The following is a 16,111-nucleotide window of genomic DNA, read 5'->3' as shown; positions in this document are numbered from 1 at the left end:
CCCTCCAAGGGCTGAAACAAAGTACTACTTAAGTACCCATTTTAACCCATGAGAAACAAAAGGAGCTAAGGTGCGAACTTAATTACACCAGCATCGACAGCCAAATGAACAAGCTCCGCTGTAGATGCAATCTTCAATTTACTCTTAATCGTAGTAACGTAATTGGAGACTGTTTTAACATTAATTCCGAGTGTATCTGCGATTGTTCGATTGCTCTGCCCACGAGCCAACATAACAAACACTTCAAACTCTCTTTGCGTTAAATCTCGAAGTCGGCCTTCGGTAATATCTTGATTATTCAAAGCAAGCTTCATAATCAAGTCATATTCAATGAAGACCTCGCCCTCACTTATCTTTTCTACAGCTTCAATAAGCGTTTTGGGCGATCCTGACTTGGTTATATAGCCCATAGCACCAGCATCTAAGGCCTGCTTCACCATCAAAGCTTCATCGTACATGCTAAAAAACAGGATTTTAGCATCACGGTCTTTATCTAAGATGCGTGTAGCCGCTTCGATACCACTGATACCGGGCAGATTGATATCCATAATCACCAGATCTGGCTTTTCAGCAAAGTACATAGCTTCTGATTCTTCACCGCTTGCTGCCTCAATAATTTCACAAGGCTGAATAACGGTTGGTAAAACACTAGCGTACCCCTGACGTACAACAGAATGATCATCAGTAATTAGGATTTTCATCGATACTCCAAGATATAAACCTGCGGGACAATCTTACCACCTAAAGTAGTAATTGTTTACATCTTAGCAACGATCAAAGGAAAGAATAGAGATAAAGAGAGGAAAAGCCTGGATACCGTATTTCTAACAACACCCAGACTTAAGATAAGGATTGGTTATTTAACGTTAAAAACGCCTTCCATTCCTTTGTGTTCTAGCCCTTCAGCGAAAAATTCAAATTTGCCTGGCTTAATCGGCACAAAGTAAATTTCAGCTTCTCCTTCCTGTTCAAATTCAAGCTCTTTAAGTGTAGCCGCTTTAATTTCCATATCGCCTGCTTCAACTTTACGCAGGAAAATAGAATTAAAAAGACCAGGCGCTTTTAAAGCGTATTCAGTTTGACCACTAGAAATTATCTTTAATTTGTAAGACTTACCTGTTTCAAGGTTGTATTCTTTTTCAGACAGGTGGTAACGGTTATCTTCAGTTCCTAGAACAAGATCAGGAAGCTTTGCAGGTCTGCGCGTTAAATCACCTTCAGCGACAGCCGCCGTACTCGTAATAGCTACTACTGAAGCAAGGCCACAAGCAGCAAGATTCTTGATTAAGTTCATAATTCACCCTTGGTTTAAATTACTTATTATTTATGCACTTAATGCTAAAGGCCGAACTGGGTAAAAGAATCCTACTTCAGTATTAATTGTTTTCTACTTTCTACATATTCCGAGTTCACGAAATCCCACTTATGCTGGGCATAAATCATAATAACGATAAATCTATCTTATGCACTTAAAACAACTAACGCCCAGCATGACGGTACTTGCCGCGCTTTTAGCCACGACACAGCAAGCTCAGGCAAACCTAGAAGTCAACATAGGATATCTTCAGCAACAAATGGATAATGGCCCAGTCTTATCCAACATAATTCCCGACCCTGAAGATTCCGGCCTTAAAGGCGCCGAACTTGGCATCAGCGACAACAACACAACTGGTCGCTTCTTAAAACATAAGTATTCACTGCAACATTTCGATTCAGAAAACCCTGAAGAACTTATCAGCAAAGCGTCTGATCTCTATGCTAAAGGCGTTCGTTTTTTTGTTATCAACGCCCAAAGCCAGACCCTAAAAGATATCGACAATGCGCTTCCAAATGATGCGGTAGTATTTAACTCCGGCTCACCCTCTGATCAGCTCAGAAGCAAAGAGTGCAACAACTCATTACTTCATACCCTACCTAGCCGAGCAATGCTGACAGATGCACTTGCGCAATGGCTGAAAGCGAAGCGCTTAAATAAAGTACTCGTTATTTCAGGGCAAAAAGATGAAGACAAGGCGTATACCCAAGCATTCAAACGTGCCGCTAAGCGCTTTGGCTTAAAGATTGTTGCCGAAAAGCAGTGGGATTACGATACCGATTTACGTCGTACAGCCCAGAGTGAAATGCCCCTTTTCACACAAACTAAAGAGTACGATGTCGTCTTTGTGTCAGATGAGCGTGGCGATTTTGGCGAATACGTTTTGTATAACACTTGGCTTCCAAGACCTGTAGTTGGTACACAAGGTCTTAGTCCTGTTACATGGCACCGTGTTGTAGAGCAATGGGGCGCAGCCCAACTACAAAGCCGCTTTGACAAACTAGCCAAACGCTGGATGACCAATGAGGATTATTCATCATGGGCTGCCGTACGAAGTGTTGGCGAAGCCGTTACTCGCACGAATTCAGCCGATCCAAAAGTCGCGTATGAATATATTCGCTCCGAGAAATTCGAACTAGCCGGCTTTAAAGGCAGAAAACTTAACTATAGAGAGTGGAATGGCCAGCTTAGACAACCAATTCCTCTTGTCCATCCGCGCTCTCTTGTATCACAATCCCCACAGGATGGATTCCTTCACCCTGTTAATGAACTTGATACTTTGGGCTTTGATAAAGCCGAAGTTAAATGCAGCAAATAATAATTGGAGTAGTTATGAATTTTAAAAAGTTATTAAAACCCCTTGCTGCAGGTATTTTAATTGCCTCACCATTACTGCACGCTGAGGTTGCCTATGTATCGAACGAAAAAGATGACACCATCTCTATCATCGATCTAGACAGCATGGAAGTGATTGAGACATTAAACGTCGGCGAACGCCCTCGCGGCATTCTGTTTTCAAAAGACTATACAAAGCTTTATATCTGCGCATCTGATTCAGATACTGTGCAGATTATGGATCTAGCAACCAAAAAGATTATTGGCGAATTACCTTCAGGTGAAGACCCAGAGCAATTTGCACTTCACCCTAACGATCGCCACCTATACATCTCCAATGAAGACGATGCCTTAGTTACAATCGTTGATACACAAACAAGCGAAGTTCTTGCTCAAATCGATGTTGGCGTAGAACCAGAAGGCATGGCAGTGAGCCCGGATGGTAAAGTTGCGGTTAACACTAGCGAAACAACCAACATGGTTCACTGGATTGATACCACCACTTACGAGCTTATTGACAACACACTCGTTGATCAGCGCCCACGCCATGTTGAGTTCAGCACAGACAGCAAAATCCTATGGGCAAGCTCTGAGATCGGCGGTACCGTTTCTGTCATCGATGTAGAAACACGTAAGATCTTTAAAAAGCTTACATTTGAAATAAAAGGTGTTCACCCAGATCGTGTTCAACCTGTAGGCATCCGTCTATCTGATGATGGCAAATATGCATTCGTAGCACTTGGCCCAGCTAACCACGTTGCAGTCGTAAACGCCAAAACCTATGAAGTTGAAGACTATATCCTAGTTGGTCGTCGTGTATGGCACATGGACTTCAACGAAGATCAAACTAAGCTCCTAACAACTAACGGCATTAGCGGCGATGTCTCTGTTATTGATGTTAGCAAAATGAAAGCTGTGAAAAGCATTAAGGTAGGCCGCTACCCATGGGGTGTAAAAGTTAAGCCGTAGTAGCTTACCTACCGTTTGAAACGTATAAGGCCCACTCTCGTGGGCCAATTTTGTTTATACAGCAAAGAGATTCAGCAATGAGTATCCATGTAGAATCCGTAAGTTTTAGCTACGGCCCTAGACAAGCGCTAAAGGATATTAGCTTTTCGCTAGAGCCTGGGGAATTTCATGGTCTGTTGGGACCTAATGGTGCAGGCAAATCGACACTATTCGCTTTAATTACTCGCTTAAACGCTATGCAATCGGGTGATATTCGCATCAACGAACTTAGCATCAAGAAGCAACCCTCTAGCCTAATGAAAAAGCTAGGCGTTGTTTTTCAGCAAAGCACCCTAGATTTAGACCTTACCGTTCAGCAAAATCTTTTATACCACGCCGCATTGCATGGCATATCAAAAGCCCAAGCAAGCGATAGGATTAAGCTTGAGCTAGAACGCATGGAGATGTCTGATAGAGCCAATGACAAGGTGAGAAGCCTCAACGGCGGACACAGACGCAGAGTGGAGATTGCTCGAGCACTACTTCATCAACCAGAAATCCTATTACTGGACGAGCCAACCGTTGGCCTTGACCCTCAGACACGCAGAGCACTCAACACTCACGTCCGCAACCTTTGCACGGACGAAAAATTAACCGTGCTTTGGGCCACCCACCTAATGGAAGAGATCAAGGAAGAAGACCACATCGTCTTGCTCAACAAAGGCCAGATCATGATTAATGACAAAGCATCTGAGATGTTGAATCAATCAGGCTTAGACAATTTCACCGACGCTTTCCACCAGTTAACTGAAAAGCCAGCTAAGGAGGCCCTATGAGCTTTGCCAGTTATTGGAACTGTTTTTATGGCATTCTCGTTCGTGAATTTCTTCGATTCGTACAACAGCGCTCTAGATTCCTCAGCTCGTTAGTTAGACCACTACTTTGGCTAGTGGTATTTGCTGCCGGCTTCAGAGCAGCGTTAGGTATCTCGATTATCCAGCCATACGATACCTATATAACCTATGAAACGTACATCGCACCGGGATTATGCTGCATGATCTTGCTGTTTAACGGCATGCAGAGCAGTTTATCCATGGTGTATGACCGTGAAATGGGAAGCATGCGAGTACTGTTAATGAGCCCCCTTCCACGCCCATACTTACTGCTCTGTAAAATGGTCGCGACGGCTTTGATCTCGCTTACGCAAGTTTATGCTTTCTTATTAGTGGCATTATTGGTTGAAGTAGAGCCGCCGTTAATGGGCTACCTAACAGTCTTACCTGCATTACTGCTAGTCGCACTTTTACTAAGCTCTCTTGGGTTATTCCTTTCGACCAAGATCAAACAGCTTGAGAATTTTGCGGGTGTAATGAACTTCGTTATTTTCCCGATGTTCTTCCTTTCTTCTGCACTATACCCACTTTGGAAGATGCAAGAATCAAGTGAATGGCTCTATTGGATCTGCATGGCAAACCCGTTTACACACGCAGTGGAATTAGTCCGTTATGCACTTTATATGCAACTCAACCTTGAAGCATTAGGCATTACAGCTTTTGCTACAGCGTTTTTTACTGCATTTGCAGTGACCGGATTTAAACCACAGAAGTCCGGTCGCTAGAAAAAATCTAACAGCTAAAAGCAAAAAAGCCTCTCTTCTTTGAAGAGAGGCTTTTTTATGCCTTCAGAGCTGATTCAAGCTCTGCGCGATCTAACTCACTGGTTTCTTTATGAAGATAAACAGTGGCAGGACGCCCTTTTAACACGACCACCTCATCAGCCAAGGCCAACGCTTCATCTAGATCGTGTGTTACATAGATCATACAACGCTTTGGATTTTCGCAAACCAAATGGGAGATCAACTCCCTCATCTCTTCCCCCGTACTCATATCTAACGAGGTTAGCGGCTCGTCCATCAACACCATTTCGGGATCAAGCAATAAGCAACGCGCTAAAGACACACGCCTCGCCATTCCTAAGGAAATTTGTGAAGGATAATGATCCCCGTATCCAGATAATTTTACGGCCTGCAGCATCGCTGCTACCTTATCGGAATCGGATTCGATTAACCCTAAATTCTGATTAATCGTTCTCCAAGGCAACAGCCTTGGCTCTTGAAATAGATAACCTATATCTATGTTTTCTTTATTCCAGCAATAGACCTCGTTTTCAGCCAAGTCCGCTAGTTTGTTTAGTAATGTTGTTTTACCACAGCCGGAAGCGCCTAAAATGGCAATAGTCGAGCCTGCCTTTAACTCAAGCTCTATTGGTTGAAGAATGGTTTCATCGCCGTAGCAAATCTTATCAGACGTAAACTTATACACGCTCCGAACCTCGCTGCCAGCGCTGTGCATACCGATCTAAAGGCTGCAAAATACACCACTCAATCATTTGAACAATAAAAATAAAGGCAAAACTGTAAGCTAGGATTGTTGCCACATCAAAAAGCTGAAAGGCCATATGAAGTTGAAAGCCGACACCATCAGATCGCCCCAAGAGCTCTACAACTAAAACGATCTTCCATATCAATGCCAAACCACTTCGCGTCGCAACCATAATGTAAGGAAACAGTTGCGGCCACCACAGCTCGGTGAGCTTTTGCTTAAAAGAGAAATGATAGGCTCTAGCCATTTCCTCTAGCTGTTCATCAAACATACGCCCACCTTCGCGCAGGGTCACAGCGACATTGGGTAATTTATTGATGATTACTGCACCGACTGCTGCCGCCTCAACCAAACCGAACCAGATATATAGCAAGATAATGACAACCAGCGCAGGGACATTTAAAAGAATAATTAATAGAGGATCCAATATTCTATTTACTGCAGAAAACCGCCCCATGAGAACACCGAGCAAACCACCTAATACCATTGCACTGAAGAAACTAATTGCTACTCGCTGCAAAGTAATCAACAAACTATCCAACAGCCTTTGTTCGGACCATTCTGTCTGCAGTGAACTAAAGACTGCACCAGGAGTAGGAAGCAATACGTTATCTACAATAGCCGCACTCACCCACCATATTGCTAAGAGCGCAAATATAGCTAGCAGTTGGTCACTAAAGCGGCTGATGCTACCTGCGGTACTCATAGATCCGCCTTATAAAACATATCTTCGTCTAGCTCAGCACCTTTAAGCGAAGGCTTAAATTGAGTGATTAACTTATAGAATTTCTTCGCATCAACGATCTGGTTTGCTGTAATCGCACTCGGCACACCGTTACGATAACCAACGATAAGTCCGTTAAAAACCAGATCATTTTCGGCCCTCATTAATTTACGGAGGCCTAGCCAATAATCATCTTCATTCAGCAATTGTTTTTTAGCAGCCGCCACTGCATTTACAAAACCATTAATCAATTCAGGATTACTATCTACTTGATCTTGCTTTACTAGATAGCCAAGCATAGGTAACTGACTCTCTATACCTAGCTCTGTCATCATATCTTGTAAACTTATAACTGTTTTGTAGCCTTCAGCCTCGAGCCTCGCCCCGTAATGCCAAAACGTGACTAACAGATCTAGACGACCACTTTTTAGTGACTGACTCAATAAAGGTGGCGAGCCAAACTGAACCTGAGCATCCGATTCGAGATTAACTCCGTGATTTTGTGCCGTTGCTTTCAGCAAAATCCAACCTTTATTCAAAGGCCCACCAGCAACACCTATTCTCTTACCTTTAAGATCTGAAAGATCAGACAACTGACTAGATGCAGGCTTCATAACCATCCCAATCTGCTTCGAGAACGGTATAAATCTAAAAGATTCACCTTTGCTATTTCTCTCAGCCGCCCATAACCAATCAGCAACTATTGCATCAGCATTACCACTTGTCAGCGCAACTTTTGCTGCCGACATACTCGCTACTTTGATAATTTTAAGATCAAAGTTATTAAGCTCATCTAATTTTTGATTCTTTATATGCTGTAATTCCCAATTAACTGTCCCAGAAGCAAGCACAGCTACTTTCATTTCTCTTCGCTCGCCATCAGCACTCACACCAAAAGAAACAAAAGCAATTAAAAACAACAGGTTACGAACAAAAAACATAAAACTCCCATATACAACAAATTAGCGGGACAATAGAGAAACTTAAAATAAGCTTCAATGCTGTGAGCAAACATAGTACTTTCGTACCTGTTTTTTTGCTCGATGGTAGAATTTAGACCTACACTTTCGCACGGTGTAATAGGCGTGTAGAGAAATTGTAAGGAAAGCATCATCAGGCACCTTAAAATCGCAGTGTATTTATGGAGTCTATTACTCATAAATACTGGCTTTGCAGACGACAAAAGCGATTATGCTGATACAACAGATTTTGAGCTGTTTTCAGCAGAAGGTTACCGATATTTCCATTATCGCAGCCCTACACCATTAAAAAGCCTACACGGGAAAACACTTTCAACAGAAGATGTAATCCGCCTACTAGAAACGGGAAATAAGCCCATTCTAGTAGATGTGCAACCCATCACCTGGAATCGCGTTTTCATTCAAAAGGAACCCAGGCTCCATATACCTAACAGTGTATGGCTTCCTAACGTAGGCTTAGGCGAACTAGACGACGACTGGTCAGAGTATTTCCAATCTAACTTAGAGCGCTTAACAAACGGCGACAAAAGCCTTCCAGTAATTATATACTGTACGGCTGATTGCTGGATGTCATGGAATGCTTTAAAGAGAGCTTCTGAATGGGGTTACACTAATTTGCTGTGGTATAGAAATGGCTCTGATGGCTGGATTGAACACGATTTAGAAACCAGCATTGCCACCCCTGAACCCTTTACACTAAAGAAGCATTAAATTTTACCAAGCATTAAAGTCTTACACGGAGTAAGATAGAGACAAGCTCAGGATGAGAATATAAGCTCATAATAAATATAATGAAATTGGAGATATTGTCGTGTACAAGATCCTGATCGCGGATGATCATCCGCTGTTCCGTGAAGCTATCATCAATGTTATCGAAAACAGCTTTACTGGCTGCCAGACACTGGAAACGGAAGATCTGGATAGTGCGCTTACAATCGCTCAAAATGAGGAAGAGCTTGATCTTATCTTGCTTGACCTTAACATGCCTGGCATGAACGGCCTTAACGGCTTGATCACATTGCGTAACGATCTACCAACAGTACCGGTGGTAATCGTATCAGCAGAAGAAGACAAGCAAATTGTACTTCAAGCTATCACCTATGGTGCTGTTGGCTTTATCACCAAGTCTTCACCTCGCGATCAAATGACTGAAGCACTTCAGCAGATTCTTGCCGGTAACGTATACCTGCCTTCAGACATTATCCGCGCTAGCCAGCCTGATAGCCGACGCACTCAGCGCAAGGACGAAAACCAGATTCCACCAGAACTTTTATCATCTTTGACACGACGCCAACTGCTAGTACTTGAGCGTATGTCCAAGGGCGAATCCAACAAACAGATCGCTTACAACCTAAATATTGCGGAAACAACGGTGAAAGCCCATGTATCTGCAATTCTGCGTAAACTGGGCGTACACAACCGTATTCAAGCAGTTCTATCTGCTGGCAATATCGACTTTAACGAATATCTTAAGCGCTAAGATCCATACTATTGGGTGACTGACTCCAGTCACCCTTCTTTATTTTTTCTCTTCCATTTCAAGCCTGAGCAACAGACACACAACTTCCAAGAGTAAGCGAATCACTTCCAGCATAAACTAGAATATCTGGCTTATAGATTGAGATTGAGCTTGATCATGTTTTGATATGAGAACAAGCAGGCCTAAACGACCTGCTGCTCTAAGAGATGTATAAGCGTAGTTTTTAGCTTAAGAGGCTTAATTGGCTTATTTACAAGAATAAAACCAAGATCTCGAATCTCCTGGTTAAGCTCTTTACTGTAGTTGGCAGTAATCATCAGCACAGGCAGATCATTGTCCACGCGCTGCGTAACCGTTTTAGCTGCATCAATACCTGTTTCATCATTATCAAGATGATAATCAGCGATTAACAAATCTACTGGATCTTCCTCAAAATCAACCTTTTGCGCCAAATCATCAAAGGACAGCGCCGTCACCACATGACAACCCCAGCCCGACAATAATATTTCCATCCCTTTACAGATAGACTCATCATTATCAATTAACCAGATACATGCACCCGAAAGGCGCTCCGTTACCATAGGAATATGTGGACCAGTAACCTCAGCAGGTGCTAAAGGCACACCTTTAGGCACTTTCACCCCAAATACCGAGCCTTTACCCTCAACCGAATCAACTCGAATCTCGTGACCCAACACTCGAGAGATTTTATCTACTATTGCGAGCCCCAAACCCAAACCCTTCTCCTGACCTGGCTGATCAGATTGAAGACGTTTAAACTCATGAAAGATCTCTTGCAACTTGTTTGAAGGTATACCCGGGCCCGTGTCATACACTTCAATCCAAACTGAATCTGGCTCATGTCGACAACCTAGCAGAATCTTACCCTCTTTGGTGTAGCGTATGGCGTTAGTTAAGAAGTTCCGAAGAATACGCGCTAATAGCTGTGAATCGGACTTAACAACTACACCACTTTTCACATAACGGAAATCAATTCCCTCAGCATTCGCCAACTGCTGGAATTCAGGCGCTAAAGTATCGAACAAGCTTTGCAAATTAAAGGTAATCACATCAGCCTTTACCACTCCGGCATCTAGCTTAGAGATATCAACCAGTGTACGGAGAAGAGATTCCACATCGTCCAGGGAGTTAGATACAGATTGCGCTAAAGAGCAGTTTTTCGGATCTTCAATTTTCTCAGCCAAAGCCCCAGAGAATAAGCGCGCCGCATTCAAAGGCTGAAGCAAGTCATGGCTTACAGCTGCTAAGAATTTAGTTTTAGAAAGGTTAGCCTGCTCCGCTTCCATCTTGGCATCTAGCAAGCGAGACTCAACCTGAACACGCTCAGTAATTTCTGAACGCAACTGTTCGTTCAGTTCAGTCAATTCAGAAGTACGTTCTACTACCCTCTGCTCAAGCAGTTGGTGCGACAGCTCAAGAGCTTCGGCGGACCTACGACGCTCAGTGATATCTCGAATCATAACGAAAAAACCATTCGGCTTTCCGTCTTTATCGATATTAGCGACATAAGACTTCAGCATGTAACGCTCTTCACCACGGGAATTAGTCTGCCAAGTCTCAAACGTCACATTCCGACCAGACAAGGCTTTTTCCACATATGGATTTAAGCGCTCATACTCATCCGGTGAGTAGACATCATGAATACTCTGGCCATTCAACTCACCGTCAGCACGACCAAACCATTCACTATAAACCTTATTAGCAAAGCCATAGTTAAGGTCCTGGTCCAGATATGCAATCAATGCCGGGACGTTATCCGTAATTAAGCGAATCCACTGCTCATTTTGACGAAGCGACTCTGCATAACGGTGGCGTTCAGTAATATCTGTATAGGTATTTACAAAACCACCCTGAGGCATTGGGTGCGTACGCACCTCGATTACCTGCCCCTGATCACCCCTTTGCTCAGATGCTAACACCTCTCCTTGCTGTGCTGCAGTTAATGCGTGTTGAAGAATTGAATGGTTATCCAGCATTAACGCCGCAAATGGCGGATAAGACTGAACTTGCTCTTGCTCAACACCAGTAAGATCAAGGAAGCGATCGTTCCAAAGCTCAACACGCCCCTCTGGGGTGACAAGCACAACCCCTTGAGACAGATTATCTACCGTATTTTGTAACAGTTTAGTTTTCTGGGCTAAGGCATGTTCTTTATCAGCAGTTTCACGCTCTTTAAGGGCTGTAATATCTGTATAAAGAATTACTAAACCACCATCCTGGGTCGGACGTTCTGACATCTGAACCCAGCGGCCATCATTTAGTCGATAAACTTTACTGCCTGTATTCGTATCAGGATACTCTTCATCAATCAGACCACTTTCACGTGCTAGACGCCCGATATCTTGAATTGTAGTGCCCGTTTGAATCGTTAAACCCGTTGATGCCCAAACACTGCTGAATTTACTGTTAAAAAGAACAATTTTTCTATCTTGATCAAACAGAACAAAGGCGTCAGAAATACTTTCGATTGCATCAACTAAGCGCTGATTAGCTAATGCAGCTTGATTGTTGGCTAATTTAAGCGCTCGGTGACTAATCTTTAACTCTGAGAGCACCCGATTGAGGGCGTCCGTTCGCTCCCTAACCTGCTCTGCGAGTACTACGGAGTGCTCAAATGCTGAATAAGGGTTAGCGCTCTGACCGCCACCTGACTCAACTCGCTGAACCAAGACGGAATTTATTTTACGTAACTTACGGTTTTCTTCTTCGAGCTTAGCAATGCGATCTTGTACAGCCGGATCAGACATTTAGATTTCTCCCAATGGCTACGGCAGTGAAAGTCTGATTGATATGCATCCCCTCTTTCTGCTCTCCATAGGTGTTAAATCCAATAACCTTATTTTGACGAAGTAGATCAGAAATTTGCTGAGAATTACCTCTCAGCTCACTTTCCAAACGACGCAGGAAGCAATCACAGCCAATAATTAACTGCGGCTCACCTATTTTTTCTTCAATAACTTCAAGCTTGCTAATTAGATCAGCAGCCATATCACCTGGCGTCATAACTGTCAGAACAATCCCGTTCTCAACCGCACAATAGAATTTCATGCTCAGATCTTCATTAACCTGCTGAATAGAACGCACGAAATATTCCTCACCAAGCTTTACAGCAACAGGGTTTTGAGCAAAAACTTGGTGATTTAATTCTTCGACGGTAACACCAATAACCTTGGCATACTCAAGCGCTGCAGGTTCAGCATTTATCTCATATACACATCGACTGTCTGCATCAGCTTCAGTAACAACAAGTTTGTCATTACGGTGATCCATATGATGAGTACTAAATACTTCAAAGTCATAAATAGTATTTACTAACATGACTACAGCAGCATCAGTATGGAATTCACCATTGTAAAACACATGGGTTTTCGCCAGATGTATATCATCTCCAGCAGAGCCACCAAAGTTAGGAATACTACCTAAAGCCGAATTTAGAGTAACAAGGACATTTTCTTCTTGGATAGATAAGCCATCAAGCAAAGTTAAGGCAAACGTATTACCTTTGATTGGCGCAATTTCATGATGACGACAACCAGAGATAAGTTGATCAACCAACATCTGGGCGTCGGTCAAACTAAAGTCATCAAGACACTCAATAGATGCAGCCTCAATAGCAAAACCAGACTGCTTAAAACCAATTGCTGTTATACAACCTTGACCATAACCATCTGGAGTTATCTCGCCGGCAGTAGTACAACCTACGATTTCAGTGGTGGGAAAAGCTTGATTAAGTGCTTTCGCCAGCTCTTTAAGCGGATACTCAGCAGAACAGAAAAAAGTTATAAAACTGATGTCTGGAGAATCCAGCTGCGACAAAAGATCATTTGCAGCAGTGATAGGGTCAGAACTAAATGATGCAGCAAGCAGAAACGCAGGGTCCTGAGTCAATGGTCTATCCTCGGGAAAAGCTTAATCATTTCATTCTAGGTCTTGAGGATGAATCAACAAATACTACTTGTGACCCCTTTTTAACAGACAGTAAAGATAAAGAAAATCAACACACCAAATGTGTCAACAAAGCCCGTAATTTACCTGGTTTTACCGGCTTATTGATCAAAGAAAAGCCTTTACTCTCAAAAAGCTGGCGACATTCACTACTTCTATCTGCCGTTAAAATAACTGCAGGAATATCCAAACTAAAATGCTCTCTAAGCCCATCAATCGCATCGGTTCCAAGTAGGTCATAATCCAAGTGGTAATCAGCAAGTATCAATTCTGGGACTATATACTCGTCCGTACACTTATCTATGGCCTCACTCAGGCTGGCAGCAGTAACGACGAAGCAACCCCACTGCGTGAGCAATGCCTCCATACTCGCTTGAATATTTTCTTCATTATCTATAACTAAAACAACAAGATTAGATAACTGATCGCTACCAAATTGACTGAATTGCTGCCTTGGAAGCTCCATCGAAATTTGCTCTACTAATGGAACCTCAACTGCAAACATAGAACCCTTGCCAGGTACGGATTTAACAACCAGCTTATGCCCAAGCATATGCGCAATACGCTCCACTATAGCAAGACCTAAGCCAACACCTTGACGATCTTTAGCCGACTTATTTTCTAACTGCTGAAACTCTTTAAAAACAAGCTGCTGCTTTTCTTCAGGAATACCTAGCCCGGTATCCCAAACCTGAATGCTCAACATCGCCCCTCTACGGCGACAACCTACGAGTACGCGTCCCTCATCGGTATATCGGATTGCGTTACTGATAAAGTTTCTAATAATTCTCAATAATAATCGAGAATCACTTGTCACAGCTGCGGAGCACTCAGAAAGCTTTAACTGAATACTCTTAGCTTCAGCAACAGCCTGAAACTCATTTACCATCGATAGCAACAGCTGATTGATACGAAAATCAGAGATATCTGGCTGCACCGCATTTTGATCCAGCTTAGAAATATCCAATAAATCAGTTAAGAGATCTTCCGCATTTTCCAACGCCAAATGAACCCGCTCAACAAGGTGAGCATCTTGAGCATGCAGAGAGCGCTCTCGTAAAGCCGCAATAAGTAATCTAGCAGCATTCATGGGCTGTAATAGATCGTGACTTGCAGCAGCAAGATACTTATCCTTACTTTTATTAGCGTCCTCTGCGATATCCTTCGCAATTTTAAGCTCTTTTTGAATTTGCTCCCGCTCTGCAATCTCTTGAATGAGCTTATCATTTAGCGAAACCAATTCCTGAGTACGATTCGCTACCCTAACCTCAAGCTCGACATTTAACTGTTTTAATCTGTCCTGAGATTTTTTTCGTTCGGTAATATCTTTAACAAACCCTTCAATAATAGGCCCATTACCATCAGGGTCTTTAGATAATGCACTGACAGAAACGTGTAGGCACTGACCATCCTCTTTGAGAAACAAAGTCTCAAAATTAAAAACTCTGCCATATTGCGCGAGCTGATAACGAAAATCAGAATAGGCATCAGCACAACAGAAAAGAAGCGAATCTAGCTGCGTAATTCTCTGAAGAAACTGCTGTTCAGAATCGTATCCGCATAACTGAACCATTGCAGGGTTAGCAGATATTATCCCTTCATCTAATTTAGCCTGAAAAATTCCATGCAACGCATTTTCAAACAACCATTTATAACGGTTCTTTTCACGCTCAAGCTCTTCAATCTTGGTGACTAATTCAGAATGATAGTTTTTTCGAGACGAGTGATTCCCTAAACCAATTAAACTTTCTACTGTTTGGTTTTGGTTATTAAAGCGCTTCTTCATAAACCACTTCTACATCTCGCTTGTTGGACTTACGGGGATTGGTAAGAATACATGGATCTTGTAGAGCATGATCAGACAGAACCGGGATATCCACGATATTTACCCCATTGTCTTTTAATTTCTGATCCAACCCAACATCCTGCTTTAATTGAACAACTTTATTTCTTAAAGCTACCTGAATTTGACTCGTACTCAGGCCTTTAGTTGCAATCCCCATAGTCTCAGCAACAACTTTGAATCTATCTTCTGCTTCAGAATAATTAAAATCAATTACGTGCTCTAACAACATGGCATTACATAAACCATGCGGCAGATCTTTATACCCCCCCAAACTATGAGACATAGCATGCACAGCCCCTAGGATCGCATTAGAAAATGCAAGTCCCGCCTTCATTGAACCAAGCATTACCTGTTCACGGAGATAAATATCTTTTGGCTGCTCAACTAAAGTAACGATGTTATCGTTAATTAGCCGCATAGCATCAAGAGCATGCATATCTGTTAGCGGCCCAGCCCCAGTAGACACAAATGCCTCGATGGCATGGACTAGAGCATCAATTCCGGTACACGCACTTAGGAATGGATCCATTGTCATGGTTGTTTCGGGATCAATCAAAGCAACATCTGGGACAACAGCTTTACTGACAATAGATATTTTAACTTTTTCAACAGGATCGGAAATAATCGCAAATTGAGATACATCTGCCGAAGTACCAGCTGTAGTCGGAATAAAGATAAGAGGAGGTATTGGCAGATGAATAGTATCGATACCCTCATAATCAAGAATATGTTTACCATTAGCACAAACTATCCCTATCCCCTTAGCGCAATCCATTGGGCTACCACCACCAACAGCAACAATGACGTTGCAGTTATACTCTTGGTAAATTTGAGCGCCTGCCATGACCTCTTCTGCTCTCGGATTTGCTGATACAGCATCAAAAACCATATGCTCTATCTCTTCATCATCGAGTAATTGAGAGATCTCTTCTACCCAACCCGCTTCTCGCACTCCCTTATCTGAAACTACCAGAACCTTACGAGCACCAAAATTTTTTGCATAATTGGCAACAGAGCATCTAGCACCTGCACCAAAAATTATTTCTGGAGAAACGAACTTCCTAAGATTTGAAATGTCTCTATTCATTAGAGGTTCTCAACTGAACTACCCTGCTTTAGCAGATATAAGCAAGCAA

15 protein-coding genes are annotated in these 16,111 nt (G+C 42.7%); 6 read left to right on the top strand and 9 right to left on the bottom strand.

The window, feature by feature from the left end; genetic code table 11:
* Positions 1-65 precede the first annotated feature (65 nt).
* Positions 66-701, bottom strand: coding sequence for a response regulator transcription factor (locus tag ACMXYN_RS08000; RefSeq protein ID WP_415894290.1), 636 nt, complete (start codon positions 699-701; stop codon positions 66-68).
* Positions 702-856: 155 nt separating this feature from the next.
* On the bottom strand, positions 857-1,294 hold the full coding sequence (locus tag ACMXYN_RS07995; protein WP_415887974.1) for a copper-binding protein: 438 nt from the start codon (positions 1,292-1,294) through the stop codon (positions 857-859).
* A 169-nt stretch (positions 1,295-1,463) separates the two neighbouring features.
* On the opposite strand from ACMXYN_RS07995, the gene ACMXYN_RS07990 reads away from it, so the two are divergent.
* The 4 genes from ACMXYN_RS07990 (at position 1,464) to ACMXYN_RS07975 (ending at position 5,216) form a co-directional block, all read left to right on the top strand.
* On the top strand, positions 1,464-2,633 hold the full coding sequence (locus ACMXYN_RS07990; RefSeq protein WP_415894289.1) for an ABC transporter substrate-binding protein: 1,170 nt from the start codon (positions 1,464-1,466) through the stop codon (positions 2,631-2,633).
* A 14-nt stretch (positions 2,634-2,647) separates the two neighbouring features.
* Positions 2,648-3,619: a YVTN family beta-propeller repeat protein gene (locus ACMXYN_RS07985; RefSeq protein WP_415894288.1), complete on the top strand. Its 972-nt coding sequence runs from the start codon at positions 2,648-2,650 to the stop codon at positions 3,617-3,619.
* Positions 3,620-3,696: 77 nt separating this feature from the next.
* Complete coding sequence (locus tag ACMXYN_RS07980) at positions 3,697-4,434, top strand: ABC transporter ATP-binding protein (RefSeq protein WP_415894287.1); 738 nt, start codon at positions 3,697-3,699, stop codon at positions 4,432-4,434.
* The gene (locus ACMXYN_RS07975; RefSeq protein ID WP_415881372.1) at positions 4,431-5,216 is read left to right on the top strand and encodes an ABC transporter permease; all 786 of its coding nucleotides are present in this window, start codon (positions 4,431-4,433) and stop codon (positions 5,214-5,216) included. The genes ACMXYN_RS07980 and ACMXYN_RS07975 overlap by 4 nt, the downstream gene beginning before the upstream one ends.
* 55 nt (positions 5,217-5,271) lie before the next feature.
* Here ACMXYN_RS07975 and ACMXYN_RS07970 read toward each other — a convergent pair whose 3' ends face one another.
* Genes ACMXYN_RS07970 through ACMXYN_RS07960 form a run of 3 tightly spaced genes read right to left on the bottom strand, consistent with a single transcriptional unit; the run spans position 5,272 to position 7,644 of the window.
* On the bottom strand, positions 5,272-5,919 hold the full coding sequence (locus ACMXYN_RS07970; protein WP_415894286.1) for an ABC transporter ATP-binding protein: 648 nt from the start codon (positions 5,917-5,919) through the stop codon (positions 5,272-5,274).
* Positions 5,912-6,685, bottom strand: coding sequence for an ABC transporter permease (locus ACMXYN_RS07965; RefSeq protein ID WP_415894285.1), 774 nt, complete (start codon positions 6,683-6,685; stop codon positions 5,912-5,914). Before ACMXYN_RS07965 ends, ACMXYN_RS07970 begins: the two co-directional genes overlap by 8 nt.
* Complete coding sequence (locus tag ACMXYN_RS07960; protein ID WP_415894284.1) at positions 6,682-7,644, bottom strand: ABC transporter substrate-binding protein; 963 nt, start codon at positions 7,642-7,644, stop codon at positions 6,682-6,684. The genes ACMXYN_RS07965 and ACMXYN_RS07960 overlap by 4 nt, the downstream gene beginning before the upstream one ends.
* A gap of 192 nt (positions 7,645-7,836) precedes the next feature.
* On the opposite strand from ACMXYN_RS07960, the gene ACMXYN_RS07955 reads away from it, so the two are divergent.
* Entirely contained in the window at positions 7,837-8,394 is a 558-nt protein-coding gene (locus ACMXYN_RS07955; RefSeq protein ID WP_415894283.1) for a rhodanese-like domain-containing protein, read from the top strand.
* Between the two features lie 100 nt (positions 8,395-8,494).
* Positions 8,495-9,163, top strand: a complete 669-nt coding sequence (locus ACMXYN_RS07950) for a response regulator (protein ID WP_415881377.1) — start codon at positions 8,495-8,497, stop codon at positions 9,161-9,163.
* 182 nt (positions 9,164-9,345) lie between these two features.
* Here the strand turns inward: ACMXYN_RS07950 and ACMXYN_RS07945 are convergent, their stop codons facing one another.
* The 4 genes from ACMXYN_RS07945 to ercA all read right to left on the bottom strand — a co-directional run bounded on the left by ACMXYN_RS07945 (position 9,346) and on the right by ercA (position 16,062).
* Complete coding sequence (locus ACMXYN_RS07945; protein WP_415894281.1) at positions 9,346-11,931, bottom strand: NahK/ErcS family hybrid sensor histidine kinase/response regulator; 2,586 nt, start codon at positions 11,929-11,931, stop codon at positions 9,346-9,348.
* A complete protein-coding gene (nosP, locus tag ACMXYN_RS07940) occupies positions 11,924-13,072 on the bottom strand; it encodes a nitric oxide-sensing protein NosP (protein ID WP_415894280.1) in 1,149 nt (382 codons plus the stop codon). Before nosP ends, ACMXYN_RS07945 begins: the two co-directional genes overlap by 8 nt.
* Positions 13,073-13,178: 106 nt before the next feature.
* Positions 13,179-14,915 carry a NahK/ErcS family hybrid sensor histidine kinase/response regulator gene (locus ACMXYN_RS07935; RefSeq protein ID WP_415894279.1) on the bottom strand — a complete coding sequence of 579 codons (1,737 nt, stop codon included), beginning with the start codon at positions 14,913-14,915 and terminating at the stop codon, positions 13,179-13,181.
* On the bottom strand, positions 14,899-16,062 hold the full coding sequence (gene ercA / locus ACMXYN_RS07930; RefSeq protein ID WP_415894277.1) for an alcohol dehydrogenase-like regulatory protein ErcA: 1,164 nt from the start codon (positions 16,060-16,062) through the stop codon (positions 14,899-14,901). The genes ACMXYN_RS07935 and ercA overlap by 17 nt, the downstream gene beginning before the upstream one ends.
* Between the last annotated feature and the right edge of the window lie 49 nt (positions 16,063-16,111).

Source organism: Neptuniibacter sp. PT8_73 (assembly GCF_047778045.1).
Classification (GTDB): Bacteria; Pseudomonadota; Gammaproteobacteria; order Pseudomonadales; family Balneatricaceae; genus Neptuniibacter.
Note: the sequence above shows the minus strand (reverse complement) of the source record. Positions and strands in the feature narration are given on the sequence as shown.

What these genes read in the sequence shown, in the direction of transcription:
- ACMXYN_RS08000 (WP_415894290.1), bottom strand. Translation starts at nt 701, where the DNA reads ATGAAAATCCTAATTACTGATGATCATTCTGTTGTACGTCAGGGGTAC.
- ACMXYN_RS07995 (WP_415887974.1), bottom strand. Translation starts at nt 1,294, where the DNA reads ATGAACTTAATCAAGAATCTTGCTGCTTGTGGCCTTGCTTCAGTAGTA.
- ACMXYN_RS07990 (WP_415894289.1), top strand. Translation starts at nt 1,464, where the DNA reads ATGCACTTAAAACAACTAACGCCCAGCATGACGGTACTTGCCGCGCTT.
- ACMXYN_RS07985 (WP_415894288.1), top strand. Translation starts at nt 2,648, where the DNA reads ATGAATTTTAAAAAGTTATTAAAACCCCTTGCTGCAGGTATTTTAATT.
- ACMXYN_RS07980 (WP_415894287.1), top strand. Translation starts at nt 3,697, where the DNA reads ATGAGTATCCATGTAGAATCCGTAAGTTTTAGCTACGGCCCTAGACAA.
- ACMXYN_RS07975 (WP_415881372.1), top strand. Translation starts at nt 4,431, where the DNA reads ATGAGCTTTGCCAGTTATTGGAACTGTTTTTATGGCATTCTCGTTCGT.
- ACMXYN_RS07965 (WP_415894285.1), bottom strand. Translation starts at nt 6,685, where the DNA reads ATGAGTACCGCAGGTAGCATCAGCCGCTTTAGTGACCAACTGCTAGCT.
- ACMXYN_RS07960 (WP_415894284.1), bottom strand. Translation starts at nt 7,644, where the DNA reads ATGTTTTTTGTTCGTAACCTGTTGTTTTTAATTGCTTTTGTTTCTTTT.
- ACMXYN_RS07945 (WP_415894281.1), bottom strand. Translation starts at nt 11,931, where the DNA reads ATGTCTGATCCGGCTGTACAAGATCGCATTGCTAAGCTCGAAGAAGAA.
- ACMXYN_RS07935 (WP_415894279.1), bottom strand. Translation starts at nt 14,915, where the DNA reads ATGAAGAAGCGCTTTAATAACCAAAACCAAACAGTAGAAAGTTTAATT.
- ercA (WP_415894277.1), bottom strand. Translation starts at nt 16,062, where the DNA reads ATGAATAGAGACATTTCAAATCTTAGGAAGTTCGTTTCTCCAGAAATA.